Genomic DNA, 25,240 nt, shown 5'->3' on the forward strand with positions numbered 1-25,240 from the left:
TAAAAGATCGCTCTTCTCGTACAATTAAGAAAACGGTATCGGAGGCCGATATGGTTCGGGAAGATTTTTTCAAAATGGTGCACGATCAATTTCAGGTTGAACCCGATTGTCCTTTTGAGGGCGATTTTGTCAGTACCGTTTTCAGACGTCCTGACAATCTCAAATGGTTTGCCATCGTTTTAACCGTTGATGCACAAAAATTAGGCATTGGTGCTTTCGGCGATCTGGATATCGTCAATCTGAAAATTTCTCCTGAAGATCGGGAGAAATTCCGATATTACGAAAATGTTCTGCCTGCTTATCACATGAGCAAAAAGCATTGGATCAGTATTGTTTTGGATGAGCAGGAAGATTTTGATGAACAGCTAATCGATTTAACACGAAAAAGTTTTCTGTTGACGGCGCCGGCTGCAAAAAGAAGAAAAGACTCTTCAAAAGCGGTGTAGGATAGGTTTAAAAGTTCTCCGGGAGAATGACTGTGGATTTACTGAACATCGATACACCTGCTTTGATATTGGATGAAACCAAGATGGATGCCAACATCGCCCGAATGAGGGACAAAGCGAGATCCTTGGGCGTAACGTTAAGGCCACACCTTAAGACAAGCAAATGCTGGGAAGTCGCCAAGCGCCAACTTTGGACTCCGCAAGGCCCTGCAACAGTTTCGACGCTGAAAGAAGCCGAAGAGTTTGCGCTGCACGGGGTCAAAGACATGATTTATGCCGTAGGGATTGCCCCGCAGAAGCTTCCGAGGGTTGCTGCGCTCGTCAGACGCGGAGTTGATTTGAAAATTATTCTCGATAGCGTTGAAGCTGCAAGACTTGTGACTCAGTACTGTCAGAAAGAATCCCTTGAAATCAAAGTGTTAATCGAAATCGACTGCGACGGACACCGTTCGGGACTCACTCCGGATAGTGCAGAAATCATCAATGTCGCTCGTGCTCTTGAAGCCCCGGCCAGACTGGTCGGCGTTCTCACCCATGCGGGAGGCTCCTATGATGTCGACACGCACGAGGCTCTTTTAGTGCGATCCAGAGGAGAAAGAGACGGGATTTGTCGGGCGGCCAAGAAGCTCAGAGACGCAGGCTATGAGCTTTCCATCGTCTCAGTAGGCTCTACCCCCACGGCGCTGACCGATGAAGACTTAACGGGCGTCACGGAATTAAGAGCCGGCGTTTATGTCTTTTTTGATCTGTTCCAGGCCGGTGTCGGTGTATGTCAAATCAGTGATATCGCGCTTTCATTATTGGTTACCGTCATTGGGCATCAGATGGAAAAAGGATGGGTGATTACCGACGGAGGATGGATGGCTTTGTCACGTGATCGAGGAACAGCCAATCAAAAAATTGACCAAGGCTATGGCCTCGTTTGTGATGTGCATGGTCACTTGATTGACGACTTGTGGGTAAGCGGTGCCAATCAGGAGCACGGCATCATTTCTGCCAGAAACGGCAGAAAAATTAACCCCAAAGATTTCCCGATCGGGATGCGTTTGAGAATTCTACCCAATCATGCTTGTCCGACCGGCGCACAACATCCTTGTTATTACGTAGTCAATAACAGTTTGGAGATTAAAGACTGTTGGAAACGTTTCTACGGTTGGTAAAATCGTCATAACAAATCTTTCATTTTGATTTCAGACCGGACAAAAAACATATTGTCCGGTCTTTTTTTTTGTCAATCATTATAATTTAATTCAATGATATTTTTTGAATTTTTATTTCTATTTTTATCATATCTAAAACTTTAATCGGTCGTTGATTTTTTTCATCCGGCCAGAGCAATAGCTTTTTTCAATTTACATTTATTCAAATTATCCTTTCATTTATTGTATCAATCGTCCGTTGATTTTGAAGATCACTATTTAAAGTAAACAATCGGATCATACGCCGAGGCTTTGGAACAAAAATTAGACCTTTAAATTTTTGTTTAGTCGTCTTATATTGAGTGTTATTTACGTTTTATCATTATTATCTTGCGTTTTATCGTTAACTTAAAGTAATAAAAATAGGATTTTAAATCCCTTGACTTTAAAAAGATGATCCTCTTGACAATAGAAGTTTTAATCATCATAATAATGGGTATTAAATGACTATTTCACCATTATTTTGAGAATAATATGCGTCCGTCTTTAGCCGTCGAAACCTCTTTAAAGGCTCTTGGAGCAAATCTAAAAATTGCCCGACTGCGCCGTCGTTTGCCGCAATCGCAGGTTGCAGAACGTGCCGGCATCTCGCTCAACACCCTAGCGAAGGTAGAAGCCGGTGACCCCGGTGTGGCTATCGGTAACGTTGCCGCGATCATGCAGGCTATCGGTTTAGGGGTTCCTATGGCCGATATCGCCTCTCCTTCTGATGACACTTCGGGATTACGCCTCGAATCCGAGCGTTTACCCAAAAGAGCGAGAGCGCCTCGTCGCCTGATATAAAATGGCCTCTCAATTATTAAACCTTTACTTTAAAAGTTCTCTCAATCCCCTGCCAATCGGCCAATTGAGCATTGAGGATACGAGTCGTGAGGATTCTGTCTGCTTCTTTGTATACGATTCCCAATGGCTTGAATGCGGCTACAGTCTGAGCCGTGACTTACCTTTAATAGCCAAGGTTTTTAAAACTGATCTCGCTCACCCCTATTTCGGGTTCATGTATGACTTGATTCCGGGCCTCGGAGCCCGTAAGGCTACTCGTTTTATCTATAAAAAAGACTTAACAAACATACAGTTATTGCTTTTATCTCAAGAAGTACTTCGCCCGGGTGCCATAGGCTTTAAAGAACCCCTTGAAGAAGCCCTCCAATACCGTCAGGTAGGTCCGGTTGCACTCGATTTAGAGCGTTTGATGATGGGTCACTTGAATATTTCCGACATAGATTCACTCTATCGAGGCCTTTCCTCGCTCCCCGGTACCCGTTTTAAGCTCGGTTATCAATCTGGTAAAAATAAAAATTTTATTTCAAAATTTAATATTCCCGATCCGCAACGCAATTTAGTGGTCTGGGAAGGCATTGCGTTGAGTTTAGCCAAACGTCTTGGATTGAAGACGGTCTCCGCAGAGCTCACCTCAACGCGCGGAATGGATACTTTGATCAGTTCCCGCTTTGACCGAAACAAGGACGGCAACCCCATCGCAGCAGCGACCGCCAAAGCGCTTCTTGCTGCTCACAATGATGAACATTCTTATTTGGAAGTCGCCGATATTCTCAATCAGGAAGGCACCAAACCGAAAGAAGATCTGCTCGAATTGTGGCGCCGCATGGTCTTTAATATGTGTATCGGTAATGTCAATGACTCGCTAGATAACATCTCTTTTATCCGAGTCGACGACGGCTGGCGCCTGGCTCCGATTTATTCTCTTAAACCGGAGCCCGTCTCGGTAAACCGCCGCCATCATGCCACGGCCGTTACCGATGACTGTGACAGGCCTGACCTCTCCAAAGCCGTTGAAGTGGCCCGCTATTTCGGCTTAAGTAAACGACAGGCTGAAGAAGAAGCACTCAATATTTCGTCTTTTTGCGCCCACAATTGGGAAAAAGTTGCTCACGAATTCCAGGCCGATCCTCTGGAAATCGACAATATGCGTAAGGCTTTTGAGCAGCTTGACCTCTAAATTCAGTACGAACCCTTAAGCATTTTGATTGTCGGCAAGAGTTCACTCAACATTAACCCTTGCCCTTACGGCTTGTTACACATTGCAGAGATTTCCCTAAATCGAAAATATCTCCACGGGGAGCAAAATGCCTCCCGTCAAGGACTTCGTCTGATGCCGATGAAGCCCTGTGACGGTGTTTTGTTTTAAAGCACCTGACTATAGATATATGAAAGGAGCTACTGCTATGAAACTGCGTGCATCTCTGATGGCCTGCGCCATCTCGAGCGCCATGATTGCCTTACCGCTTTCTGCGATGGCCTGCTCGACCGTTATCGTTGGTAAAGATGCCTCTGCCACCGGTCAAGTGATCGTCGGTCACAACGAAGACAACGGCGGCCGTGTCTTTAATCCGCAATATTATGTTCCGCCTGCCAAGCACAAGGCCGGCACCATGATCACGTTCGAACCGACCGCTGCCAAGATCCCGCAAGTTCGCGAAACCTTGGGCTTTTACTGGTCTCAAACGCTTGACCCGAACGGCTCCTCTTTCTCCGACGGCTTTGTCAATGACGCCGGCGTGGTGATCGTTTCCAACGCCTGCTCGAACATTTTTGACAAAGACCAAAAATTGAAGGACGGCGGTATCGGTTACGGTATTCGTCGTTTGATGGCCGAACGCGCTCACAGCGCCCGTGAAGCCGTCAAGATCGCGACCGATCTTTTGACGAAGTACGGTTACTTCTCCGAAGGCCGCACCTACACGATCGCCGATACGAAGGAAGCCTGGCAAATTGCTATACATAAGGGCAACACCTGGGTGGCTCGCCGCGTCAAAGACAATGAAGTGATCTACATTCCGAATAACTTCATGATGGATAAGGTTGACGCCACGGACACCGAAAACGTGATCGTCTCCCCGGGTCTGATCGAACGCTCCATCAAGAACGGTCGCTACAAACCCGCAACCCCGGGCGTGTACAACGACTTTAATTTCCGCGAAGCCGTTCAACCTGCTGAACAACGCTCTGTCGGCTACAACTTCGGCCGCAACCAAGTCGCTTGGAAGTACATCACCGGTGAAAAGATCACCGATGCTGAAAAGTTCCCGTACTCCTTCACGCCTGATAAGAAGTTCACGGTTGAAGACGTCAAGAACATTCTTCGTCTGCATGAAGATCAAATCGGCGATGACAAGGACGGTTGGTATCACCACTTAGGCTTCGGCCCGTGCCGCGTGACCACGCACGAATCCGTTGTCTTTGAAATCAATGACATTCCGGAACTCATCACGAGCTACCGTGCATTGGCTCGTCCGTGCGAAACCCCGTACATCCCGTTCTATCCGTTGGCCAAGCCCGGTGCCAGCATGAGCTTCATGAGCGCCGCCACGGCTACGAAGGAACACTTCAACTCTCGCGACAGCCGCTTTGACTACCATCCTGAATGGGCCTCCGTCACCTTCATCAACAACGCCAACACGCTTGAATTCCAACGTGATGACCGTGATGACAACTTCGACATCATCGAAGATCTCGAAGAAAAATGGGACGGCGAACAAGCTGCTCTGCGCGAACAAGCCAAGGCTGCTTTCAAGGTGAGCAAGCAACACGGCCTCGACATCCTGCACCGCTACAACGTAGCCAAGTTGCAGGAAGCCCAAGGCACCATCCAAGCTCACTTGGATGAAATCGCTCCGCATAAGGTTGTGATTTTGGCTGATTCCATCGATCCGAAGAGCACCGAAACGGTTAAATTTGCCCTCTTGAGCGATGAAGACCTCGACGCCACGAAGATCGACCAAACGAAGACCTACGGTGGTGTGGGCCGCTCGAGCCTGACGACGTCCGGCGTGATGTCTGACCTCGCTCAACCGGTCAGCTACGCAACCGAAGACGTCAACGGTGACGGCAAGTTGGATATGGTCATGACATTCGTTCAAAAGGATCTCGCCCGCTTCATGTTGGCCGGTGCCGTTTATGACACGTGGCTCTACACGCGCGACGGCGGTGACCGTATTGCCGCTTTCGACACGGTGAAAATCGAAGGTCAAACCAACCGCAAGTACTCCTCCAAGGAACGCGGCCACGACAGGTAATCTGATTACAACAAAGTCGTAATTTGATATCCGGCCCCGGGAAGATTTCTTTTCGGGGCATTTTGTTTTCTTATATCGCTATCAACCGATTAACCGACACACACACTTTTAAATGGCCTTTTCAAAAAGTAACACGACAGCCTGCAGAACTCCTTTAGCATTTCCTGAAAATAACTTAACGAGAGCGTGACTCTGCACGCGTCGTCTGAAGAGCAAAAAATGATCGACTCCCGATGCTGTTGACGTTGTTTATTTATGGTGCGACGGCAAAGATCCGGCTTTTAGGAGACGTGTCAGTCAAAAAACAATCACGGCAGTTGTTGCAGGAGCTCTTCCCCCACCCCTTCACCTTATGAAAAAATTGAAGACCACCTCTAAAATCATTTGAAAATCAAAAAATTAAAAAATCAAGTATCTTCCGGTGCATTGTCCGCATCGACGCAAAAGCCTCCGCATGGCGGCATATTGTCGATGATATCCATATCGCTCTTGTTCAACTCAAAATCAAATATCTCAGTGTTTTCAACAATGCGGTTTTCGTTGGAGGATTTGGGCAACGGAACAATAATTGTGAGGTCTTCGGGAAATTGGCATCTAACCCTTTAAGTTGCAATTGAAATCCAATTTTTTTTGAACACAGGCTAAAAATATCAACCATTTCTTTTTCTGATTTTATATACTTATCTGATGGCTTCTGAATGAAGGAATAAAAATGCAGCAAAACAACACGCCTTTGGTACGCATCGTTGATGATGATGAAGGTATCCGCAACTCCATGGCTTTTTTGCTCGAAGGAGAAGGCTGGGAAGTAAAGACCTATCGTGACGGCTCGCAGTTTTTAGCCAGTAACGACTTTACGCGCCCGGGCTGCATCATTTTAGATGTCCGCATGCCCAATATGAGCGGTCTGGGATTGCAAACCCACCTCAATGAAATGGGGGTGGATCTGCCGATTATCTTCCTGAGCGGTCACGGTGATATTGACATGGCCGTTCACACCATGAAAAACGGTGCGGTGGAATTCTTACAAAAGCCCGTTCGTGAGGAACGCCTTTTCAAGGTGGTGCACGATGTCATCACGGAATACATGAACCGCCAGGAACAAATGGCTGATGTCATCGAATTCAAGAATCGCCTCAAAAACCTCACGCAACGTGAACGTGAAGTCGTCAACCTCATCAGTTTAGGTAAATCCAATAAGGAAGTAGCCGAACAGTTGGGTATTTCTGAAAAGACGGCTCAAGTTCACCGCGGAGCGGCTTACCGTAAGCTTGAAATCCATAATGCTACGGAAATTGCGCGATTACTCATGCGTGCAAAGGAAGATCCCCAAATTCAGTAACCACTGAATGCTTCGGTTTTACTGTACGCCCGCTTTTTGCGGGCGTTTCTTTTGGTGTGGTCCACAGCTTTTTAAGTTAAAATGAGAAATACTCTCGCTTTTTGGAGACTATCATGCAACATCTTCGCCTGCTTTGCGCTGCCGCCTTAACTTCAGCTCTTCTGTTAACAGGCTGCGGCACCACGACACCGGTTGTCAACCCCGGACAACAATATGCTCCGACCAAAGTCAACGCCAAGCAAATGCACGAGGCAATTGTTATGGCGGCTCATCAGCGCAAATGGCGCATTATCAGCGACAAACCCGGTGAAATGTTGCTCGCCTACCCGGGCTCGGCCAAAGCTGTCAAATTTGAAGCGAGAGTTAAAGTCGATTACACGGCCAATAATTATCAGGTCAGCTACGTTTCAAGCCGTGGGTTGGATGAACGCAAAGGGTGCGTCAATACCAAGGCAACCGGTGATGACCGCTTTGTTGAAGACGCAATTTGTGCTCACCGCAATGTCAATCGCTGGATGAACAATTTAAGCGCAGACATTATGGATAATCTCTACAGAAGACCGATTTGATCGTGAAGCTGTACCATGGGTAAGGGCCTCTTTCCCGTTGATTATTCCTTTTGGGTAGACGGTATCACCGACACGGAAGAACTTTTCAGTCAAGAGTCTCCTGTCGGTGAAGCTACTGATGGGCCGGTGATTCCTAAGCTTCAGGAGTTACCCCTTATGCAGCGTCGCCGTCTAAGTAGGCTTGGGAAAATTGCCCTTTCCACGCTGTTGCCTCTATTTAAAACCCATCCCGGTACAGAGTCGGACAGCGCTTTTGTTTTTGTATCCCGCTGGGGTGACATTCAACTGACAGTTCAATCGCTCGAAGAGCTCACCCGAGAAAAAACGATTTCCCCTACTGTTTTTTCCACGTCCGTTCACAACGCAATAGGCGGGCTCTTCTCGTTGTTCACTCAATTTCACGGTAATGTCACCTCGCTTTCGGGTGGCGCGGATTGCTTCGGTACGGCGCTGACTGAAGCACAAGCACTGCTTAGTGAATACCGTCAGGTCTTTGTCTGTATTTATGAAGATCAGACGCCAGAGGTTTTTAAACCCTACCGTGACGATTTTTTACCGCCCTTTGCGGTCAGTGTTTTGTTCACTCAAGAAGATAACGATCAAAGCACGATCGTTGAGACAGCGATTCAAAGCCCCGCGCCTCGAACAGAATTTGATGAGCTCATGGATTTCTTAAAGTTCATCACCGATCAAAGTGATACGGTCACCTTTTCATCAGGCCGAACCTGGAAACGGACATCTTCGCAAGCTCAGTCATGTTGAAATTAGGCAAACTCTATCGGATTGCGGCCACGGGCCTCGCGTTCACCGTCTTCGGTGGAATAGGGGTATTTTTCCAGTTTCTGATCTTTCCGGGAACCGTTTTACTGATTCGTAATACCCAAAAGCGCAAGCTTCTTGCCCGAAAAATCATCCACTACACCTTTGCTGCGTTCATCGCTTTTATCAAGACCATCGGTATTTTGAACTGGGAAGGTAAGGATTTAGAGAAACTTCGTCGACCCGGGCTTTTGATTCTCGCCAATCACCTCACGCTGATTGACGTCGTGTTTTTATTTTCGTTTGTGCCTAATGCCTGTGCAATCGTAAAGTCGACACTTGCAAAAAATCCTTTTACCTGGGGGGCGCTCTACGCATCAGGCTACATCACCAATGACGGCGGTCCCGCATTGATTGAAGACTGCGTCAAAGAGTTAAAAAGCGGTTCAAGTCTCATCATTTTCCCTGAAGGAACACGCACGCCGCCCGGACAACGCCCCAAATTCAAACACGGTGCGATGCTCACAGCGCTTGAGAGCGGTATCAACCCCACGATTGTCAAAATTACCTGCGAGCCTCGCAGTCTCACAAAGGGGGCTCATTGGTGGGAAGTGCCCGATCAGCCCATGTACTTTACTTTTTCGGTTTTGGGTGACATTGATCTTGAACCCTTTAAAAATCTCTATCGAAGCGCCCCGCCTAAGGGGGTTCGCGCATTAAGCCGTAAAATTTTTAGTGTATTATTTCCAGATCTGTCCGAATAATTGGCATTTAAACGATCGACTATGTCTGATGCTTTAAAACAAGAACTGAAATCTCTTATTATTCAATCGCTTAATCTTGAAGACCTGACAGTCGACGATATCGAAGACGATATTCCTCTGTTTTCAGAAGAGGGGCTCGGACTCGACAGCGTCGACGGCTTGGAGTTAGGTCTGGCATTAAAGAAAAAATACGGCATCAGTTTGAGCGCTGAGGCCGCTGAAACGCAGCAGTATTTCAGTACGATCAATTCTCTGGCTCAGTGTGTGGAAACGTTTCGCGTCAAATAAATTAATACCATGACTATTACTAAAGAACAGATTTTCGAGAAGTTGCAAACGGCTTTGCACGAAACGTTTGAAATTGAATTGGACAAAATCACCCTTGAGGCCCGCCTCATGGAAGATTTGGAAATCGACAGCATCGACGCGATTGATCTGTTGGTTCAACTCAAGCCCCTGCTTGGGAAACGCAAAATCGATCCTTCCTACTTCTATAAGATGCGTACGGTAGGCGACGTCGTTGACGGCTTGTACGAGCTTTTAATCAAACCTGAATAGGCTTTTTGTTATGTGGCGGCGGATTGCGAGCATTGTCTTATCTGTCGCCTACCCTTTCCTTGTCTGGGCGGGGCTTCAGTACTTCGGACTCAATGCTTTAATCGTACTGATTACCCTGCTGTGTCTGATCAATCTCTTTTTAAGACCGATCAGGATCAATGGCCTTTTCTTTGTCATTGTCCTGTGCCTGGGGGCTGCAAGCTTCCTCTCTGAAGTCTCTTTGCCTTTAAAACTTTACCCGGTCGCAGTCAACGGTGTGCTTTTGTGCACCTTTGCCTTCAGTCTGATGAATCCCCCGAGCGTCATTGAGCGCCTCGCAAGACTTAAAGATAAAAATTTACCTGACAAGGCTATTGCCTACACTCGAAAATTAACGATTATCTGGTGCGGCTTTTTCATTGCAAACGGTCTGATCGCCCTATGGACGGCACTTGCCGCAACAGATGAAATCTGGGCCTTATACAATGGCTTCATCGCCTATGTTTTAATCGGGTTGCTCTTAGGCGGAGAAGTGATTGTCAGGCGGTTTTTCATCGCCTCGGATCAAAACTGAACCTATTCACCGATCCCCTCTTACATTAAAATTAACGGATGCATGTCGCCTATTGCGCCTTAGGCCGTCAACACGGAGCAACTTGGATAGAATCACAAAATGGATATTGTAGAGGCACTGAAAAATTCCGATTCCGATGCTGCGGTAGCGATTGAAAACACAAAAGTTCTGACCGCAGGTGAACTCTTAAATGCAATCGGCCGTTGGAAGGCTTTCTTTGAGTCCGCCGGGATTAAAAGCACGGTTTTATTTTGTTCCGATCGTATCCGCTTCACAGCTGCCCTGATCGGTGCCTGGTGCGCCGGCACGCGCACGGTTTTGCCGACCGACATGACGCAATTTACCCGTCAACGTCTTGAAAAAGAAGGCCATTTTTTCGTTTTTGACGAGACGCCGGTAATCCGACATGAAGTAATCTCTCCTACCCAAAACCTGCGTCTGACTCTTGATGAAGCGTTAGTTGAGATGTTTACCTCGGGCTCCACGGGAGAGCCCACACGAGTATTGAAAACGCTCACCCAAGTGCTCTCTGACATTGGCACATTGGATGCTGACTTTCCGGTCAAACCGCAAAACGGCGCGATTATCTTTTCCACGGTCTCTCATCAACATATTTACGGTTTTCTCTGGACAGTGCTCTGGCCACTCTCAAGCGGAAGACTTTTAACTCAAGAACGTCTGGTTTTTCCGGAAAGCATTCATCAGGCACTCAAAGAAAATACTCCGGTGATTCTCATCTCGAGCCCCGCTCACCTTAAACGCTTGCCTTTGGATTTAAATTGGGCCGAGGTTCGTGAGCATCTCGATTGTCTCGTAAGCTCCGGCGGACCTTTAAGCGAAGAAGGGCTTGGGTTATGCCAAGAGGCCTTCGGACAAACCCCTTTTGAAATCCTGGGCAGCACCGAGCTTGACGGCATTGCCTGGCGGCAACGGCGATTTTGCGCAGACAAAACTATCGATTCCGACTCCTGCCGCTGGCACCCGATGCCCGGCACCCTGATCGGAAAAAATGACGAGGGCATTCTTCAGGTGAAATCAAGCCGCCTCGATCCCCTTCATTGGACGACGGGCAACGATCGGATTGAAACGCTCGAAGACGGAACCTTTACCCTTTTGGGCCGTACGGATCGGATTGTCAAGATTGAGGAAAAGCGGTTGAGCCTCACCGCCATGGAGCAAGAAATTATTGATAGCGGTTATTGCACCGAGGCTCGTGCATTCGTTTTACCGAAAAGCAATGAATTGGCCGTTGTCGCTGTGCCGAGTAAAACCGGTCAAGAAAAGTTACTCTCCGGCAAATGGGGGCTGATCAAAGCCATTGAGGGACGACTTCGCAAACGTTTTGAAGCGGTACTGCTGCCGCATCGCTGGCGCTTTGAGCCCATGATGCCCACCAATTCTCAGGGCAAATATACGCTGAAGTCTCTTGAAGACCTCTTTGATCCCCGCCACATCGAGCCCTTTGCCTGGGAGATGGAGCGTAACCGCTTTGTGCTCCGATTTAAGGCCAATCCGAAACTGCCCTATTTTGAAGGACATTTCCCCGAATGGCCCATTCTGCCCGGTGTGGCGCAGGTGCAGATGGTGCTTACAGAGGCGGCGCGATACTTAAAAACACCTCTTTCCGTTTCCTGTGTCAGCAATCTGAAATTCATGTCATTGATCCACCCCGGGACAGACTTGGTCATGCAGGCTGACTTCGATACCGAACAACTGAAATTAAAGTATCGGATGACTTCACCAGACGGTAAGCGCCAATACAGTTGTGCTTCAATTGCTTTTAAGCGGTAGCGGCAGATGACTAAACGGCTTTTTCTCATCCCCAATTACAACCACCCCGATACCATCGCTGATGTGGTGCGCAATTGCCTGCCCTACGGGGACGATATTGTCATTGTGGACGACGGCAGTAACGCCTATACCAAAGAAAAAATCCGGGAGGCTCAAGACCTCTCCGAGCACGTTCACGTTATCACTTTGGCCGCCAATTCAGGTAAAGGCGGTGCGGTATTGGCCGGTTTTCGCTGGGCGATCGATCAGGGCTACAGTCATGTTTTTCAGCTTGATGCCGACGGCCAGCAGGATGCCCGAGCCATTCCGGACTTTTTAAAAGCGTCGGATGACAACCCCCGTGCACTCATCTGCGGCTATCCGGTCTACGATGACTCGGTCCCCGCTTCCAGAAAATGGGGCAGACTGATTACGGACTTTTGGGTCATCATCAATACCGTGTCTTTGGCTTACCGAGATACCCTTTGCGGCTTTCGGATTTATCCCATGGAGGCGGTCGCCCGGTGGTTGGCGAGCTCCCCTCGAATCGGATTGAGAATGGATTTTGACTGCGATGTGCTTGTGCAGCTTTACTGGAGCGGGGTCAAACCGATTAATCTGCCTGTGAGAATTTTTTATCCGGCTGACGGCATCAGCCACTTTCATGCCATTGAAAACCTTTATCTCAGTAAAATGCATGCCAGAAACTTTTTCGGCATGCTGATTCGCTTGCCCCGACTTGTGGCGAGACACTTCCATGCGGATAACTAAAGATCATTGGTCCAATAAGGTCGAACACACTTCACTGCTCGGCATTCGAATCCTCTTTACCCTTTACCGGGTATTGGGGCGCCTGCCCTTTTGCTTTGCGCTCGCCCCGGTGGTCTTTTCCATTTGGGCCACCGATGCTAAATCCCGAGAAGCCAGTCGCGACTATCTTACCCGTGCCTATCGGGCAGGCTACCTCAAAACCGCACCCGGCCTTTTTACCACGCTGCAGCACATGTTTCGCTTTGCCGAAACCATACTCGATAAAATGCTCGCCGTCTGGGCGAAAGACTATGCCGAAAATCTCGTGATCGAAAATGAAGCGGCGATGACTGAACTGATCAATGAGAAAAAAGGCGCCGTGGTGCTCACCTCCCACATCGGGTGCCTTGAAGCCCTGATGCATCACGGCTCGATGAACAATCTGCCGATTGTCGCCCTGGTTCACAGCGCAAACACCGCCCGCTTTACCAAAACAATCGAAAAGTCCGAGGCGCTAAAAGAGCTCGAATTTTGGGAAGTCACCGAATTAAATCCTGCGAGCATCATGAAGCTTGAAGAAAAATGCCGGGCGGGGTATTTCATCTTTATCGCAGGCGACCGAGTCCCCATCAAGAGCGAGTCGGTCGTTTCAATCGACTTTTTGGGCAGTCAAGCGAATTTCCCGACAGGCGGCGTCGTGCTTGCCCATATTTTAAAAATGCCCTTAATGAGCATGACCTGTTGGCGGGAAAAGTCAGCCCCCTTGACTGATCGCAAAGCCACGAACTGCTATCACGTGCGTTTTGCAGGACTTGCCGATGAGGTGATACTGTCAAGAAAAAATCGCCAAAAGGATTGTGAAAGACTGATGAGTGCTTTTGCGCAGGAGCTTGAACTTGCCCTTTCTCACAGTCCCTTAGACTGGTTTAATTTTTACCGCTTCTGGAGCAAGTCGTGAGTCGTCTGTTGTTTTGCTTGAAATCGGCCGTTGCAATCCTAGCCTTCAGTGCGACCTGCACAGCCTTTGCTTTGAATTTGGATGAACTCTCCGAGCTTCTGAGTAAAGATTCGATGGTCGGCGGCCGCTTTATTCAGGAAAAAACGCTCTCGGGTTTTCCCAAACCCATGCGAACCGAAGGCCGGTTTTACCTGGATCTTGACCGAGGCATCGTTTGGGTCACGGAAAAACCCTTTGCCAACACAATCATTTTTTCTGAGGGCGGGCTGCGCTCAAAAAGTCAGTATGCCACAAGCCGCCTGTCTAGTCAGGAGATCCCGTATCTGAAAACAGTCAACGAGCTGATTCTAGGGATGCTTGCCGGGCAAACGGCCCGTCTGCAGGCTGATTTTGAAATTGAACTCACGGGCAACACCGATCATTGGCGCATGCACTTGACCCCGCGACAAAACTCTCCCGTGGGAGCGCTTTTTCACTCTATGGAAATTGAGGGTCGCGACAGACCCGAGACGATTCGCCTGGAAAGTACACGCAAAGAACTCACATTGATTCAATTAAGTGAGCAGCAGGCGATAAAAAATTGGCCTAAAGAGGTAGAGACGCCATGAGTCAGAATAAACGGCTGATTGCAGCACTCCTTTGGGCTATAGCGGTTCTTGCAGCGCTTATCCGGCTCGTCACCTGGATGGGTGAGAATCGTCCCCAAATCGATCTCATCGACCTTCTACCGCAAAATCAGGTCGTATCGACCGAGGAAAAGGTCCTGCAGAGCCGTTTTTCTTCACTTCATCAAAACAGTGTCACGCTTGCGGTTGAAATTCATGACTCTTCCAAGGACGTTGCTGCACTGAAAACGGTCATTAGCCAGTGGGATAAAGAGCACGATGCTTTTACCCAAACACAACTGCAAGGCTCTGAAGAGCAGTTGATTTCGCTCTTAAAAGAAGTCGCTCAAAGCGGTTTGACTCAAAAGGATAGAAGCTTTTTAGAAAACGCAGGCCCCGAAGAACTCTTGCAAACGGCCCTTCAGAAAGCGACCTCTCCCGTCGGCTCGGTGTTTTTCAGCTTTGCTGAGGACCCCTTGGGGGTGGCTCAAAACCGTTTGGCAGAGCTCTTGAGTCAATGGAAATTAACGGCCGAACACGGCCTTCTGACAATTGAAGACGGCGGAAAAACCTACGCACTCTTTTTCTTTACAGTTGACAGGCGTGAAGTGATGGCTCATAGTGCTGGCGTTGAAGCGGCCGTCAGTCAATTAAAGGCAGAACTCACCCAACGACTGCCTGGAAAGGAAATGATGATTTCCGGGCTTCCCCTATTTTCTGCCGCTGCGGCATCCGACGCTCAAACCGAACTCACCGTCATCGGGCTTTTATCAACGCTCGGCATCATCGCCATCACCTGGTTTTGGTTCGGCAACCTTCGGGCACTCATTTTGATTCTGACGGTAAGCGCCCAGGCTTTGTTGATGGCTGTGGCTGTCACCGTGACGGTTTTGGGAGAAGTCCACCTGATTACTCTGGTCTTCGGCACGACTCTTATCGGGATCACGGTAGACTATTCTTCGCACTTTCTGTGCGCAAGGCTCTCCAAAGATGAAGCGTCTGAGAAAACCATCAAACGGCTCTTGCCGAGCCTCACGCTGGCTCTCATCTCAACCGCGGTCGGTTTTGCGCTTATGGCCTGCACGCCGTTTCCGGGACTCTCGCAGATGGCACTATTTTGTGTCTCGGGCGTCATCGCGGCCTACGCAGCGGTTGTTTTGTGGCTGCCGCTTTTAAACCGAACGGCCTTTATGTTCAGAAAACGCTTGCTGCAGCTTGCCTCTTTTTTAAGCACTTTACCGTCATTCGCCACCGTGTCGGCAAAAACCCGCTGGTGCGTGAGTCTCGCCGCCCTTCTCTTTTTAGCCACTGGCCTGCCGCAGCTTGAGCTTCGGACCACGCTTGCCGATCTCAATAACGCGCCTCAAACATTACTTAAAGACGCGGAGAAAACGGCAAAACTCTTAAACGCTCCGTCCCTGTCTCAGTACTTCGTAATAAAAGCTCAGACGCTTGATGATCTTTTAGAAAAAGAAGAGGCGCTCAAAATGGCTATCCATAAGGCCAATATTCCCGGGGTCACTTTCTCAACGACTGCCGATTGGATAGCCTCAGACTCCAAAGCCAAGAAAGACGGGCAACTCAAACGTGAGGCGTGCCTGGCGGTCGCAGCCCCCCTTCAGTCCATGCTCGGAGCCGGCCCTGACTGTACGGCCAAAGAAAGCATGCGCTACGAAGATCTGGCGCGTGAACTCTCGCCTTTGGGGGTCCTTCCCCCTCTTATCCGGGATGAGTCAGGCGTGAGTGCGCTGATTTTGGTCAGGGGTTTAAATTCAGCCAATATCGATTCGGTGAAATCCTTGGCTCTTCCTGACGAAGGCGTTTACTGGCGCAATTATCCCGAGCAAATTTCCGAACTCTTAAGTCTGTACTGCGAAAAAATTGCCTGGCTTCTGGCAGCGGCTATGGCCTGCACGGTCATCATTCTCACGGTTTTCTTTAAAAAAGAAGCTTGGCGCGCGTATTTACCGTGCTTTTTAGGTATTGCGCTCACGCTTGCCCTTTTCGGCTGGATGGGAATCGGTCTGAGCCTGTTTTCTCTTCTTGCCTGCGTGCTGCTTCTGGGGCTGGGGCTAGATTACGGGATTTTTCTCACGGCCAACCCCCAAGGCAATTTACATACGGTTGCAGCCATTACATTTGCGGTACTTACAACACTGTTATCATTCGGACTGTTAGCCTTTTCTTCAACCCCGGCACTGAGAAGTTTCGGCCTTTGCGTCATGGCAGGCGAATTGATCATCTGGTGCCTGACACCGGCATTGAGGAGATACAGTGAAGACTAAAATTATTCGAAGCGCCTGCTGTGCGGCGCTCGCACTCAGTTTAAGTGGCTGCTCACTTTGGCAGGGCTTTATGAGCGAAGAAAGCCCCGTAACCGCCGCCATTCCTACTGTGGTTCCGGTGATTTCTGCGTTAAATCAACCTTTTAACGCTTTTCAGCATATTCACGCAGAAATCGGAAACGATCGGATCGAGGCCAAATCGGCTGATTTTGATGCCATGGTGAGCGCCGACAGAAAATCTATGAAAGTAGCCTTAGTTGCTTTAGGCACCACCGTCTGGCAGATTGACTACGACGGTATGGTCATTACCGAAGAGCGTAGCGATCACGTCCCTCAAGAAATGCAAGCTCAATACCTCCTGCGGGACCTCGCTATGGTCTACTGGCCTAAAGAAACGATCACAAGACAATTAAAGGGCTGGACTCTGACCGAAGCGGCAAACGCCCGAACCTTTTTTATGCCGGGTAAGACCTCGCCAGCAATTGAAGTGACTTATCAAAACGGAGCGGCTCCGATGAGTGCAACAGGTACTGCCGTTTTAGTCAATCACCTTCACCGCTATCGCTTGATCATTGAATCGAGTCCCGTCAAATGACTCACCGCGTCTACATTCACGAATGGGAGAGCTTGAGCTTTGCAGGAGACAATGACGGCTACCGCAAGGCTCTTTTTGCCGATCGCCGACAATCTTTTCCCTTTGTCAAAACCATTGACGAAACTCGCGTTCGCTTCGGTGCGATTGACGACTCGCTCCTTTTAAGTGAAAAGACGCTTGAAACGTCTTTTAAACGTCAGCACCTTCGCTGGGGACGGGGCAATCGAATCGCCGCGACCTTGGCGCTTAAGCTTCAGGAGCCCCTCCTGGCGCTCATCGATCGATACAGCGAGCATCGCGTCGGCATCATCATCGGCACGTCGGTGGCTGGTATGACAGAAACCGAACGCTTTTTCTTAGAAAACAAAACGGACGGCCGCTTCAGAGACACCGATCTTGAAATGTTTAATCCCGCACGGGCCCTCTCAAACATTTTTCCCGTCAAAGGCCCCTGCGAAGTTATTTCAACGGCCTGCACATCTTCAACCAAAGCTTTAGCCTCTGCCGCCAGGCTCATTAAAAACGGAGTGATTGACGCTGCGCTTTGCGGCGGAATGGATGCCTTAAGCCGCTTTACCTTGGCAGGATTCGGCTCTCTCGGGGCGTTATCCTCGGATATGGCTCAACCCTTTGGCGAGCATCGAGACGGCATCAATTTAGCCGAAGGCGGTGCGCTTTTTATCTTAAGCCGCGAGCCTTCCGAATTTGAACTGGCGGGCTGGGGGGAAACTAGCGATGCGTACCACATTTCTTCCCCTGACCCGAAAGCCACGTCTGTCAAAGCGGCCATGCAAAAAGCGCTCGAAATGGGGCAGGTTGTGAGTCCCGACTACGTCTGCGCCCACGGTACGGGCACCGTGAAAAACGATGAAATGGAAGCCTTGGCGATTCACGATGTGGCGCCTGACGCATTTGTGAGTTCCACCAAAGCGATCACCGGACACACGTTGGGAGGTGCCGGCGCTTTAAGTGTGGCTGCGACTCTTTTGGCCATGCGTGAAAAGCTGCTGCCCGCCAATCTGATTGAAGACACGGTCGATCCCCGTCTGGCTACAATACGATTGATGACTGAAAGCAAGGCTCTGCCGTCTTTAACAAGCGCACTTTGCAACAGTTTTGCTTTCGGCGGCAATAACGCCGTTTTACTGATTAAGCGAGTGACCCATGCAACCGATTAACCTGCCTGCATCAGAGCTTTTACCTCATCGGGCCGGCATGCTCTTAATGGATGAAGCCATTGAGGGAGATGAAAACACCCTGATCGGCCGCGCGACGGTTAGAGACGACAACCTCTTTTCCGATCACGGCGTTGTGGGCAGTTGGGTTCTCATTGAATACATGGCTCAGACCATGGCGATGTGGACAAGCTGGAATGCCAGACAAAAGGGCTTGCCGCCCCCGGTGGGCTTTTTGCTAGGCACCCGCCGCCTTGATCTTTTGACCGATCACGTGGCGGTGGGAAGTGTTCTCACCTGCAAAGCCTCCCGCATCTTCGTAAGCGTTGAGGACGGCGTCGCTCAATTTCAATGTGAAGCCTATTGCAACGGGCAGCTGTTAGCCAAAGCTGCCATCAATGCCTTTGAACCGAAAAACCCCGAACAGTTTTTAGCAGAGAATTAAATGCCTTCCGAACACCATAAAACCGTTCTGATCACAGGTTCCTCCCGAGGAATCGGCAGGGCCTGCGCGCTGCGTCTCGCGCAAGACGGGTACGACATCGTTTTGCACGGGAAATCGATGAGCCCCGCTTTAGAAGAAACTCAAGCACTGGTTAAAGAGGCTGGTGCCAACGTCCGAGTCCTCACCTTTGATATCCGCAACCGCGAATCGGTCCGGAAAATATTGACCGAAGACATTGAAACGCACGGCATGTACTGGGGGCTTGTCGTCAATGCCGGCATCTCGCACGATGTGACCTTTGCAGGGATGGAGCCTGAAGTTTGGGATGAGGTCATTGAAACAAATCTCCAGGGATTTTATAACGTCGTTCAGCCCCTTGTGATGCCCATGGTTCGGGCAAGAAAGGGCGGCCGTATTGTCACCGTCTCCTCGATTTCCGGCGTGATGGGTAACCGCGGACAGGTTAATTACTCGGCTGCCAAAGCAGCCCTGATCGGTGCAACAAAAGCATTGGCTTTAGAGCTTGCCAGTCGCCGAATTACAGTAAACGCCGTCGCACCGGGCTTAATTCAAACAGATATGGTCGATGATTTTGTGACTGAACACGCTCTCCCCCTCATTCCGATGAAGCGAGTCGGGCAGCCTCATGAAGTGGCAGGAGCGGTTGCGTTTTTAATGTCGGACGAGGCCGGCTACATCACCCGCTCAGTCATTGAAATTGATGGAGGATTGCACGGATGACGCATCGAGTCGTGGTCACAGGCATGGCAGGCATCAGTCCCTTGGGATGTGATTGGCCGAGCGTTTTTGCCAAATTGCAAAGTTATACCAATGCAATCCGCTATATGAAGGAATGGGAGGTCGTCGAAGGACTCAATTCCCTTTTAGCGGCACCGGCAGCACCTTTTGAACTCTCCGAGCGCTTTACCCGGCGCAGCATGCGAAGCATGTCACGCAACAGCATCATGGCCTGCCGTACGGCAGAACTTGCCTTAAAAGACGCAGGACTCATCGATGCCGATTGGATCCATGAAGGAGAAATGGGAATTGCTTACGGGTCCTGCGCAGGCGACCCGAAATCCTTTGAAGAAATCGCAGCACTGCTTCATGAACACACGACCCGTGGGTTAAACGCCACCACTTACGTGCGCTTTATGTCGCACACAAGTGCCGTCAATATCGGGGTGCTCTTTTCGATTACGGGGCGCGTCATTACCACCACAAGCGCGTGCACCTCAGGCAGCCAAGCCGTGGGCTACGCCTACGAGGCCATCAAAAACGGCTACCAACGCGCAATGATTGCCGGGGGCTCTGAAGAATGCTCGGTTGCCAATACGGCGATTTTCGATACCCTCTTTGCGACTTCCACGGGCCACAATGACGATCCGGCTCACTCGCCCCGCCCCTTTGATGCCGAGCGTGACGGTCTGGTTTTAGGAGAGGGCGCCTGCACGCTCATTTTGGAAAGTCTTGAAAGTGCCCTCGAAAGAAAGGCTCCGATTTACGCTGAAGTCGCGGGTTTTGCGACCAACTCCGACGGCAAACACATCACCAATCCCGACTCGGTCAAAATGGCTGAAGTGATGCGTGAAGCTTTGAGGGATGCAGCAATGACCGAAAGCGACATCGGCTACATCAATGCGCACGGCACGGCAACCATCTCAGGCGACATTGCAGAAAGTCAGGCAACGGCTGCGGTTTTCGGTGACCGCGTTCCCGTCTCGACACTTAAAAGCTACATGGGCCATACATTAGGTGCTTGCGGAGCGCTGGAATCCTGGCTTTCTATTGAAATGATGCGAGAAGGGTGGTTTGCGCCCACCATTAATCTCACAAGGGTTGATGAGCGGTGCGGAAAACTCGATTACATCATGAATACAGGACGTTCGATTCAGTGCAATGCGGTCATGAGCAACAACTTTGCTTTCGGCGGCATCAATACGTCTTTGATTTTCAAGCGGTTTGAAAAATGATCATTTTCCGGTGCGACTTCGATTTCCGGGAGGACAAAATAGCCCGAAGCTTACTGACTCCCGGACAAACCGAGCGGTACGCTCGTTTGAGTCGCCCCATCCGTGCCCGGCAGTACCTGTATTCACGCGTGCTCTATAACCGCCTGATTAAGAAACTTCGAGCCACACGCTACGATGAAGATTTTCCTCAGGGCTCTCCCCACCATCCGATTGAAAGTGAAAAGGGTCGCTTTTACACGGCCCTGACTCATTCCGATCACTATTTTGCTTTGGCACTGTCGCGTTTTCCGGTGGCTGTCGACATGGAAGTCATGATCGAGCGCGATTTTGCCGCCCTCGCTCCCCTATTTTCTCATCCGAATGTGTCGGATGAGGCACTCACCGATCGTGAGGCTTTTTATCGTGCCTGGTGCGAAGAAGAGTGCAGCATCAAACTCAATGTCCCGAGTGTCGACCAGAAACAATACCGAACACTTTGGGAAAACTTCGCAGACAATCCCCCTGTAGCCCTGTGTGCCCTCTACGACAGTCGGGAGTCCGCACGCGTCATACGCCTCAATAACGTCCTGACTGACGAACTGGAAATACAATGATGACCTTAACGCAGCGCAAAATTGAAATTCTTCAGGCTTTTGAAAAAGCCCAGTCCATCGCTTTTGCTCCCTTTGTGTTCCAGGCTGTTGTAGCGGCCAAAGAGTCAGGCCTACTTCAGGCATTAGGAGAAAGTGAGACGGCTTTAAGTATTGATGCTTTGGCTCAAAAGACCAAGTTAAGTCAATACGCGGTTACTGTTCTGTGCGATATTCTTGCTGCTTCCGAGGTCATTGAATGCGATGAAAACCACGCCTATCGGTTAAGCCGCGTCGGTGAATGTCTGATCTATGACCGCATGACGGAAGTCAATTTTGATTTTTCCGACCGGGTTAACTACGCCCCGTTAAAACACACGCTTGAAGCCCTTAAAACCGGACGGGCGGCGGGCCTGAAAGAATACGATGCGAATTGGCAGACCATTTATCCGCACCTCAAAGACCTGCCGAAGGATAGTCGCAAGGCCTGGTTTGCCTTTGATCACTTCCACTCCGACAGCGCCTATCAGGCGGCTCTGAATATTCTGAAAACCCGGCCGGTACGCTATTTTGTCGATATCGGGGGCAATACCGGACGCTTTACCAAAAAGGCGTTGGCGACCTGGCCCGAGAGCCGAGCCTGCATTGTGGATTTACCCGAACAAATTGAGCTCATGCGTCAAAATCCGGATTTAAAGTCCCTTCAGGATCGCATTGACACGGTTCCGATCAATTGGCTTGATCCCGACGCTCAACCACTTATTAAAGAGAAGGTTGACCTTATCTGGATGAGTCAATTCTTGGATTGCTTCAGTCGGGCAGAAGCCGTTAGTATCCTCAAGCGGGTGAAGAATTTGGCCCGGCAAAACGGCGCGACGGTCGCTATTTTGGAGCCGCTCGTTGACCATCAGCGCAATCGGGCAGCGACTTTAAGTATCGCCTGTAGCTCTTTGTATTTCAGCTGCCTTGCAAACGGCAATTCCAAATTCTTTTCTTCGGAGGAATTACAAGGCATCATTAATGAGAGCGGTCTTGTTGTTGAATCGGTTCATGAACCGATCGGTGTCGGTCATTCACTTTACATTTGCGGCTGATTATGAAAAAGGTTGCGCTTTCCCTTGCTTTTATCGCGGTACTGGCCGGGTGCACAAGTGCCCGGGCTCCGCAGCTTTTTCATACCACAACCCAAGGCGTTGATGCGGGAAAGCTCAAAAACACCATTGTCAATACTGCCATTAACAATAATTGGAATATCTGCGAAGTAGCCCCCGGTCAATTAAGGGCCGACCTCACACACAAAAAGTGGAAAATCTTTGCCGATATTGACTACAGTTCACGCGGCTACTCCATCAAACCCAATCTTTTGTACACAAACCTCATCGAAGGCAACGGGAAAGTCCACCGAGCAGTAAACAATCGGATTAACGAGCTTGATCAAAACATCAAAAACCGCCTCCGTTATGCCAAGGGCGGCGACAACAGCTCCCCGTCTATCGATCGTTGCCCCCGATATGAATCGGTACGAACAGCAGAAGAAGGCTTGATTTTCCAGGCCAAACGTTACACCACGCGAGCCTTTGCCTGGGCGGCTTCCCCTATTCGGTTGAAATCGAATTCCAAATTTTCCGTCCATATCCGATATGACCCGAGCGTCCCGTCTCAGTTAAAAGACTCTATGTACCGGCGCATGACCGAATACCTCTCGGACTACAGTCTTTACGCCAATCGAAATGCTGACTATCAACTTAATATTGAATTCATCAACACTTACGAGCACAGCCGCACATCTGTTCTCGACTTTCTTGGGCTTGCCGACTCGCACCGCCAGCTTCAGGTGCAGGCCAAAATCGCCGATCGATTCAGCCGCCCGATCTGCATTATCGATGTTTCAACCCGAGTGGATACCTCAGGTGTAAGCGGCCTTGTCAATAAATCCACCACTAAAACCACTGCTGCCATTGCAACCGCCATCTTAGATTCCATGCACGAATATCTTCTGCCATGAGTCAGACCGTCCTTCAGACGTACTCCAAACCGGATATCTTTCTTTGAACATTTCTATAGGGTTAGCACCAGTAGTGGCTGTATAGCAGTCAGCGTATCCTCATCTAAGGCAAACACAGTAGGTATTTTTAATTAGTTTCTGTTTGCCTGAAAAAGGAGAAAAAAATGACTGTCAGCCGTCGTGATATTTTGTCTGCAACATTATTGGGCGCCGCTGCCATGGTGAGCACTGTGGCTCAAGCCAAGCAAAAAACGCCGCTCAAACCGATGAAAGTCAGCCCGAAGCGCCGTGTGTTGATTCAATCGAGCTCGCGCTACCACAATTCCGGTTATCTGGACTTTGCAGGCGACCAATACGAACGCCTCTTCGGCAAAGAAAAGTACGAAATTCTTTTCATCCCGTATGCCAAGGTAGCCGGCACGTACGACGACTACGAAAAGCAAGTTCAGGATGCCTTCAAGGCCTACGGCCACAAGATCGTCGGTATCCATCGCTTCAAAGATCCGCAAAAGGCTGTTCGTGAAGCCAAGGCTATCGCTGTCGGCGGTGGTAACACCTGGGCTTTGGTCACCAGAATGTACGAAGCCGGTATCATCGATTTGATCCGTGAACGCGTCAATGCCGGTATCCCCTACTGCGGCTGGTCCGCGGGCGGTAACGTTGCTTGCCCGACATTGCGTACGACGAACGATATGCCGATCGCCGAACCGCCTTCTTTCAACACCTTCGGTTTCATCCCGTTCCAAACCAACCCGCACTTCATCTCCGGCGGTACGCAAGGTTTGAATAACGAAACCCGTGAAGACCGTTTGGAAGAATTCCTCTGGTACAACAAGGACGAAGAAGTGATCGGTTTGCCCGAAGGCACGGCCTTGTTTGTGACGGGTGAATACGACTGCGAAGTGATCGGTCCGAAGGACAGCGAAGCCCTTTACTGGTTCCGTCAGGCTCCCAAGGGCATGAAGCTCGAACGTATTCCGTTAGGTACGAAGTTTGACGTTCGTAAGATCGTTCCGGGCGGCAAGCTCTAATCTGATTCAGTATTAACTGAACAGGCGGCGGTTGAGGATTGGATTCCGGGACCGCCGCTTTTTTCAGCTCTGCATACAATTTAAAATCATTCAAACAAATTGTGCTCTCATAACCAAGAAACGAAGGATTATTGTTCGAATGTCCAATAAAAAGGCGGTTTTCAGTCACTGCTTTTTCAAACGCGGATTAAAAGACGAAGTGCAATTGATGAGAGATAGGTCTAATACAAATTTTTAACTGAGAGCCAAAACGATATCAGTGACGATATCATCTTTCAGTCGGAATGAAAGTACCGGTTCAGATTCGATGAGGAAATTGCACTCCTGACTTAATCCTACGTTCTCTTTATTACTTGTTTGACGATAAAACCCAATAACTCTCCAAAAAACGATACCGCAGCACCAATAGGTATCAGCATTAATTCCGGACGATTGATCACGCTAAAAGTCATCATGTTTGAAAGGCTGAATGTCAGATACTCCGTTCCCATCAAGCAAATCCCGCAAAAGATAGCAAAAATGAAACACCACTTTCCGATTTCATTTTGATATGAGAGAAAAATCGAAACGATCATGATGGTTAAAGGATGCAGACCATAAAAGTGAATGAGTGTGAAACCGAGAGCATCGAGATATTGTCCTGAAACCCAAAAGTACGTAATCGAAAAAAGACAGACGATCGGATAAAGGATAATTTTTAACCGATTATTTTTCCCGGTATCAAGTACGAAGTGCAATTTTCTCATCGGATTTAGACTATCACTTTAATTCCGACAGAGACTGTTGATATCTTCTTCGATATCGTTTCAACGCTCGGTTGAAAACATCGTCCGGAGCATTGTATCCCAGAAC

At 49.4% G+C, this 25,240-nt stretch carries 27 protein-coding genes; 26 read left to right on the forward strand and 1 reads right to left on the reverse strand.

Features of this window, described 5'->3' with window-relative positions:
- The first annotated feature begins 50 nt into the window (after positions 1-50).
- The 26 genes from H5985_RS05930 (at position 51) to pepE (ending at position 24,388) form a co-directional block, all read left to right on the forward strand.
- Positions 51-446 carry an MmcQ/YjbR family DNA-binding protein gene (locus tag H5985_RS05930; RefSeq protein ID WP_205050394.1) on the forward strand — a complete coding sequence of 132 codons (396 nt, stop codon included), beginning with the start codon at positions 51-53 and terminating at the stop codon, positions 444-446.
- Between the two features lie 32 nt (positions 447-478).
- On the forward strand, positions 479-1,606 hold the full coding sequence (locus H5985_RS05935) for an alanine racemase (RefSeq protein ID WP_205050395.1): 1,128 nt from the start codon (positions 479-481) through the stop codon (positions 1,604-1,606).
- 513 nt (positions 1,607-2,119) lie between these two features.
- A complete protein-coding gene (locus H5985_RS05940; RefSeq protein WP_205050396.1) occupies positions 2,120-2,428 on the forward strand; it encodes a helix-turn-helix domain-containing protein in 309 nt (102 codons plus the stop codon).
- Position 2,429: 1 nt separating this feature from the next.
- Positions 2,430-3,605, forward strand: coding sequence for a type II toxin-antitoxin system HipA family toxin (locus H5985_RS05945; RefSeq protein ID WP_205050397.1), 1,176 nt, complete (start codon positions 2,430-2,432; stop codon positions 3,603-3,605).
- Positions 3,606-3,831: 226 nt separating this feature from the next.
- A complete protein-coding gene (locus H5985_RS05950; protein ID WP_205050398.1) occupies positions 3,832-5,682 on the forward strand; it encodes a C69 family dipeptidase in 1,851 nt (616 codons plus the stop codon).
- A gap of 712 nt (positions 5,683-6,394) precedes the next feature.
- The gene (locus H5985_RS05960; RefSeq protein WP_205050399.1) at positions 6,395-7,024 is read left to right on the forward strand and encodes a response regulator transcription factor; all 630 of its coding nucleotides are present in this window, start codon (positions 6,395-6,397) and stop codon (positions 7,022-7,024) included.
- 113 nt (positions 7,025-7,137) lie between these two features.
- Positions 7,138-7,593: a hypothetical protein gene (locus tag H5985_RS05965; RefSeq protein WP_205050400.1), complete on the forward strand. Its 456-nt coding sequence runs from the start codon at positions 7,138-7,140 to the stop codon at positions 7,591-7,593.
- Between the two features lie 15 nt (positions 7,594-7,608).
- Entirely contained in the window at positions 7,609-8,355 is a 747-nt protein-coding gene (locus H5985_RS05970; RefSeq protein WP_205050401.1) for a beta-ketoacyl synthase chain length factor, read from the forward strand.
- Complete coding sequence (locus H5985_RS05975; protein ID WP_205050402.1) at positions 8,349-9,116, forward strand: lysophospholipid acyltransferase family protein; 768 nt, start codon at positions 8,349-8,351, stop codon at positions 9,114-9,116. The genes H5985_RS05970 and H5985_RS05975 overlap by 7 nt, the downstream gene beginning before the upstream one ends.
- Positions 9,117-9,137: 21 nt before the next feature.
- Positions 9,138-9,404 (forward strand): phosphopantetheine-binding protein, encoded by a 267-nt coding sequence (locus tag H5985_RS05980; RefSeq protein ID WP_205050403.1) that lies wholly within the window; start codon positions 9,138-9,140, stop codon positions 9,402-9,404.
- Between the two features lie 9 nt (positions 9,405-9,413).
- A complete protein-coding gene (locus tag H5985_RS05985) occupies positions 9,414-9,674 on the forward strand; it encodes an acyl carrier protein (protein WP_205050404.1) in 261 nt (86 codons plus the stop codon).
- 10 nt (positions 9,675-9,684) lie between these two features.
- Positions 9,685-10,227: a COG4648 family protein gene (locus tag H5985_RS05990; protein ID WP_205050405.1), complete on the forward strand. Its 543-nt coding sequence runs from the start codon at positions 9,685-9,687 to the stop codon at positions 10,225-10,227.
- A 99-nt stretch (positions 10,228-10,326) separates the two neighbouring features.
- Entirely contained in the window at positions 10,327-12,018 is a 1,692-nt protein-coding gene (locus H5985_RS05995) for an ApeI family dehydratase (protein ID WP_205050406.1), read from the forward strand.
- A 6-nt stretch (positions 12,019-12,024) separates the two neighbouring features.
- Entirely contained in the window at positions 12,025-12,768 is a 744-nt protein-coding gene (locus tag H5985_RS06000; RefSeq protein ID WP_205050407.1) for a glycosyltransferase family 2 protein, read from the forward strand.
- Positions 12,755-13,705 carry an LpxL/LpxP family acyltransferase gene (locus H5985_RS06005; protein ID WP_205050408.1) on the forward strand — a complete coding sequence of 317 codons (951 nt, stop codon included), beginning with the start codon at positions 12,755-12,757 and terminating at the stop codon, positions 13,703-13,705. The genes H5985_RS06000 and H5985_RS06005 overlap by 14 nt, the downstream gene beginning before the upstream one ends.
- Positions 13,702-14,313 (forward strand): LolA-related protein, encoded by a 612-nt coding sequence (locus H5985_RS06010; RefSeq protein WP_205050409.1) that lies wholly within the window; start codon positions 13,702-13,704, stop codon positions 14,311-14,313. The genes H5985_RS06005 and H5985_RS06010 overlap by 4 nt, the downstream gene beginning before the upstream one ends.
- Positions 14,310-16,595 (forward strand): MMPL family transporter, encoded by a 2,286-nt coding sequence (locus H5985_RS06015; RefSeq protein ID WP_205050410.1) that lies wholly within the window; start codon positions 14,310-14,312, stop codon positions 16,593-16,595. Before H5985_RS06010 ends, H5985_RS06015 begins: the two co-directional genes overlap by 4 nt.
- Positions 16,585-17,190 (forward strand): DUF3261 domain-containing protein, encoded by a 606-nt coding sequence (locus H5985_RS06020; RefSeq protein WP_205050411.1) that lies wholly within the window; start codon positions 16,585-16,587, stop codon positions 17,188-17,190. The genes H5985_RS06015 and H5985_RS06020 overlap by 11 nt, the downstream gene beginning before the upstream one ends.
- Positions 17,187-18,368, forward strand: a complete 1,182-nt coding sequence (locus H5985_RS06025) for a beta-ketoacyl synthase N-terminal-like domain-containing protein (protein ID WP_205050412.1) — start codon at positions 17,187-17,189, stop codon at positions 18,366-18,368. The genes H5985_RS06020 and H5985_RS06025 overlap by 4 nt, the downstream gene beginning before the upstream one ends.
- Positions 18,355-18,810 (forward strand): hotdog family protein, encoded by a 456-nt coding sequence (locus tag H5985_RS06030; RefSeq protein WP_205050413.1) that lies wholly within the window; start codon positions 18,355-18,357, stop codon positions 18,808-18,810. Before H5985_RS06025 ends, H5985_RS06030 begins: the two co-directional genes overlap by 14 nt.
- Positions 18,811-19,551, forward strand: a complete 741-nt coding sequence (gene fabG, locus H5985_RS06035; protein ID WP_205050414.1) for a 3-oxoacyl-ACP reductase FabG — start codon at positions 18,811-18,813, stop codon at positions 19,549-19,551.
- Complete coding sequence (locus H5985_RS06040) at positions 19,548-20,783, forward strand: beta-ketoacyl-ACP synthase (protein WP_205050415.1); 1,236 nt, start codon at positions 19,548-19,550, stop codon at positions 20,781-20,783. Before fabG ends, H5985_RS06040 begins: the two co-directional genes overlap by 4 nt.
- Entirely contained in the window at positions 20,780-21,376 is a 597-nt protein-coding gene (locus H5985_RS06045; RefSeq protein WP_205050416.1) for a 4'-phosphopantetheinyl transferase family protein, read from the forward strand. Before H5985_RS06040 ends, H5985_RS06045 begins: the two co-directional genes overlap by 4 nt.
- Positions 21,373-22,446 carry a class I SAM-dependent methyltransferase gene (locus H5985_RS06050; protein ID WP_205050417.1) on the forward strand — a complete coding sequence of 358 codons (1,074 nt, stop codon included), beginning with the start codon at positions 21,373-21,375 and terminating at the stop codon, positions 22,444-22,446. Before H5985_RS06045 ends, H5985_RS06050 begins: the two co-directional genes overlap by 4 nt.
- 2 nt (positions 22,447-22,448) lie before the next feature.
- The gene (locus H5985_RS06055) at positions 22,449-23,357 is read left to right on the forward strand and encodes a hypothetical protein (RefSeq protein ID WP_205050418.1); all 909 of its coding nucleotides are present in this window, start codon (positions 22,449-22,451) and stop codon (positions 23,355-23,357) included.
- Between the two features lie 164 nt (positions 23,358-23,521).
- The gene (gene pepE / locus H5985_RS06060; protein ID WP_205050419.1) at positions 23,522-24,388 is read left to right on the forward strand and encodes a dipeptidase PepE; all 867 of its coding nucleotides are present in this window, start codon (positions 23,522-23,524) and stop codon (positions 24,386-24,388) included.
- Between the two features lie 335 nt (positions 24,389-24,723).
- On the opposite strand, the gene H5985_RS06065 is transcribed toward pepE, so the two are convergent.
- Positions 24,724-25,134 (reverse strand): hypothetical protein, encoded by a 411-nt coding sequence (locus H5985_RS06065; protein WP_205050420.1) that lies wholly within the window; start codon positions 25,132-25,134, stop codon positions 24,724-24,726.
- Positions 25,135-25,240: the final 106 nt, after the last annotated feature.

Origin of the sequence: Parasutterella secunda (genome assembly GCF_016901835.1) — a bacterium.
Taxonomy (GTDB): Bacteria; Pseudomonadota; Gammaproteobacteria; order Burkholderiales; family Burkholderiaceae_F; genus Aphodousia; species Aphodousia faecavium.

What these genes read in the sequence shown, in the direction of transcription:
- H5985_RS05930 (WP_205050394.1), top strand. Translation starts at nt 51, where the DNA reads ATGGTTCGGGAAGATTTTTTCAAAATGGTGCACGATCAATTTCAGGTT.
- H5985_RS05940 (WP_205050396.1), top strand. Translation starts at nt 2,120, where the DNA reads ATGCGTCCGTCTTTAGCCGTCGAAACCTCTTTAAAGGCTCTTGGAGCA.
- H5985_RS05945 (WP_205050397.1), top strand. Translation starts at nt 2,430, where the DNA reads ATGGCCTCTCAATTATTAAACCTTTACTTTAAAAGTTCTCTCAATCCC.
- H5985_RS05950 (WP_205050398.1), top strand. Translation starts at nt 3,832, where the DNA reads ATGAAACTGCGTGCATCTCTGATGGCCTGCGCCATCTCGAGCGCCATG.
- H5985_RS05960 (WP_205050399.1), top strand. Translation starts at nt 6,395, where the DNA reads ATGCAGCAAAACAACACGCCTTTGGTACGCATCGTTGATGATGATGAA.
- H5985_RS05965 (WP_205050400.1), top strand. Translation starts at nt 7,138, where the DNA reads ATGCAACATCTTCGCCTGCTTTGCGCTGCCGCCTTAACTTCAGCTCTT.
- H5985_RS05970 (WP_205050401.1), top strand. Translation starts at nt 7,609, where the DNA reads ATGGGTAAGGGCCTCTTTCCCGTTGATTATTCCTTTTGGGTAGACGGT.
- H5985_RS05975 (WP_205050402.1), top strand. Translation starts at nt 8,349, where the DNA reads ATGTTGAAATTAGGCAAACTCTATCGGATTGCGGCCACGGGCCTCGCG.
- H5985_RS05980 (WP_205050403.1), top strand. Translation starts at nt 9,138, where the DNA reads ATGTCTGATGCTTTAAAACAAGAACTGAAATCTCTTATTATTCAATCG.
- H5985_RS05985 (WP_205050404.1), top strand. Translation starts at nt 9,414, where the DNA reads ATGACTATTACTAAAGAACAGATTTTCGAGAAGTTGCAAACGGCTTTG.
- H5985_RS05990 (WP_205050405.1), top strand. Translation starts at nt 9,685, where the DNA reads ATGTGGCGGCGGATTGCGAGCATTGTCTTATCTGTCGCCTACCCTTTC.
- H5985_RS05995 (WP_205050406.1), top strand. Translation starts at nt 10,327, where the DNA reads ATGGATATTGTAGAGGCACTGAAAAATTCCGATTCCGATGCTGCGGTA.
- H5985_RS06000 (WP_205050407.1), top strand. Translation starts at nt 12,025, where the DNA reads ATGACTAAACGGCTTTTTCTCATCCCCAATTACAACCACCCCGATACC.
- H5985_RS06005 (WP_205050408.1), top strand. Translation starts at nt 12,755, where the DNA reads ATGCGGATAACTAAAGATCATTGGTCCAATAAGGTCGAACACACTTCA.
- H5985_RS06015 (WP_205050410.1), top strand. Translation starts at nt 14,310, where the DNA reads ATGAGTCAGAATAAACGGCTGATTGCAGCACTCCTTTGGGCTATAGCG.
- H5985_RS06025 (WP_205050412.1), top strand. Translation starts at nt 17,187, where the DNA reads ATGACTCACCGCGTCTACATTCACGAATGGGAGAGCTTGAGCTTTGCA.
- H5985_RS06030 (WP_205050413.1), top strand. Translation starts at nt 18,355, where the DNA reads ATGCAACCGATTAACCTGCCTGCATCAGAGCTTTTACCTCATCGGGCC.
- fabG (WP_205050414.1), top strand. Translation starts at nt 18,811, where the DNA reads ATGCCTTCCGAACACCATAAAACCGTTCTGATCACAGGTTCCTCCCGA.
- H5985_RS06040 (WP_205050415.1), top strand. Translation starts at nt 19,548, where the DNA reads ATGACGCATCGAGTCGTGGTCACAGGCATGGCAGGCATCAGTCCCTTG.
- H5985_RS06045 (WP_205050416.1), top strand. Translation starts at nt 20,780, where the DNA reads ATGATCATTTTCCGGTGCGACTTCGATTTCCGGGAGGACAAAATAGCC.
- H5985_RS06050 (WP_205050417.1), top strand. Translation starts at nt 21,373, where the DNA reads ATGATGACCTTAACGCAGCGCAAAATTGAAATTCTTCAGGCTTTTGAA.
- H5985_RS06055 (WP_205050418.1), top strand. Translation starts at nt 22,449, where the DNA reads ATGAAAAAGGTTGCGCTTTCCCTTGCTTTTATCGCGGTACTGGCCGGG.
- pepE (WP_205050419.1), top strand. Translation starts at nt 23,522, where the DNA reads ATGACTGTCAGCCGTCGTGATATTTTGTCTGCAACATTATTGGGCGCC.
- H5985_RS06065 (WP_205050420.1), bottom strand. Translation starts at nt 25,134, where the DNA reads ATGAGAAAATTGCACTTCGTACTTGATACCGGGAAAAATAATCGGTTA.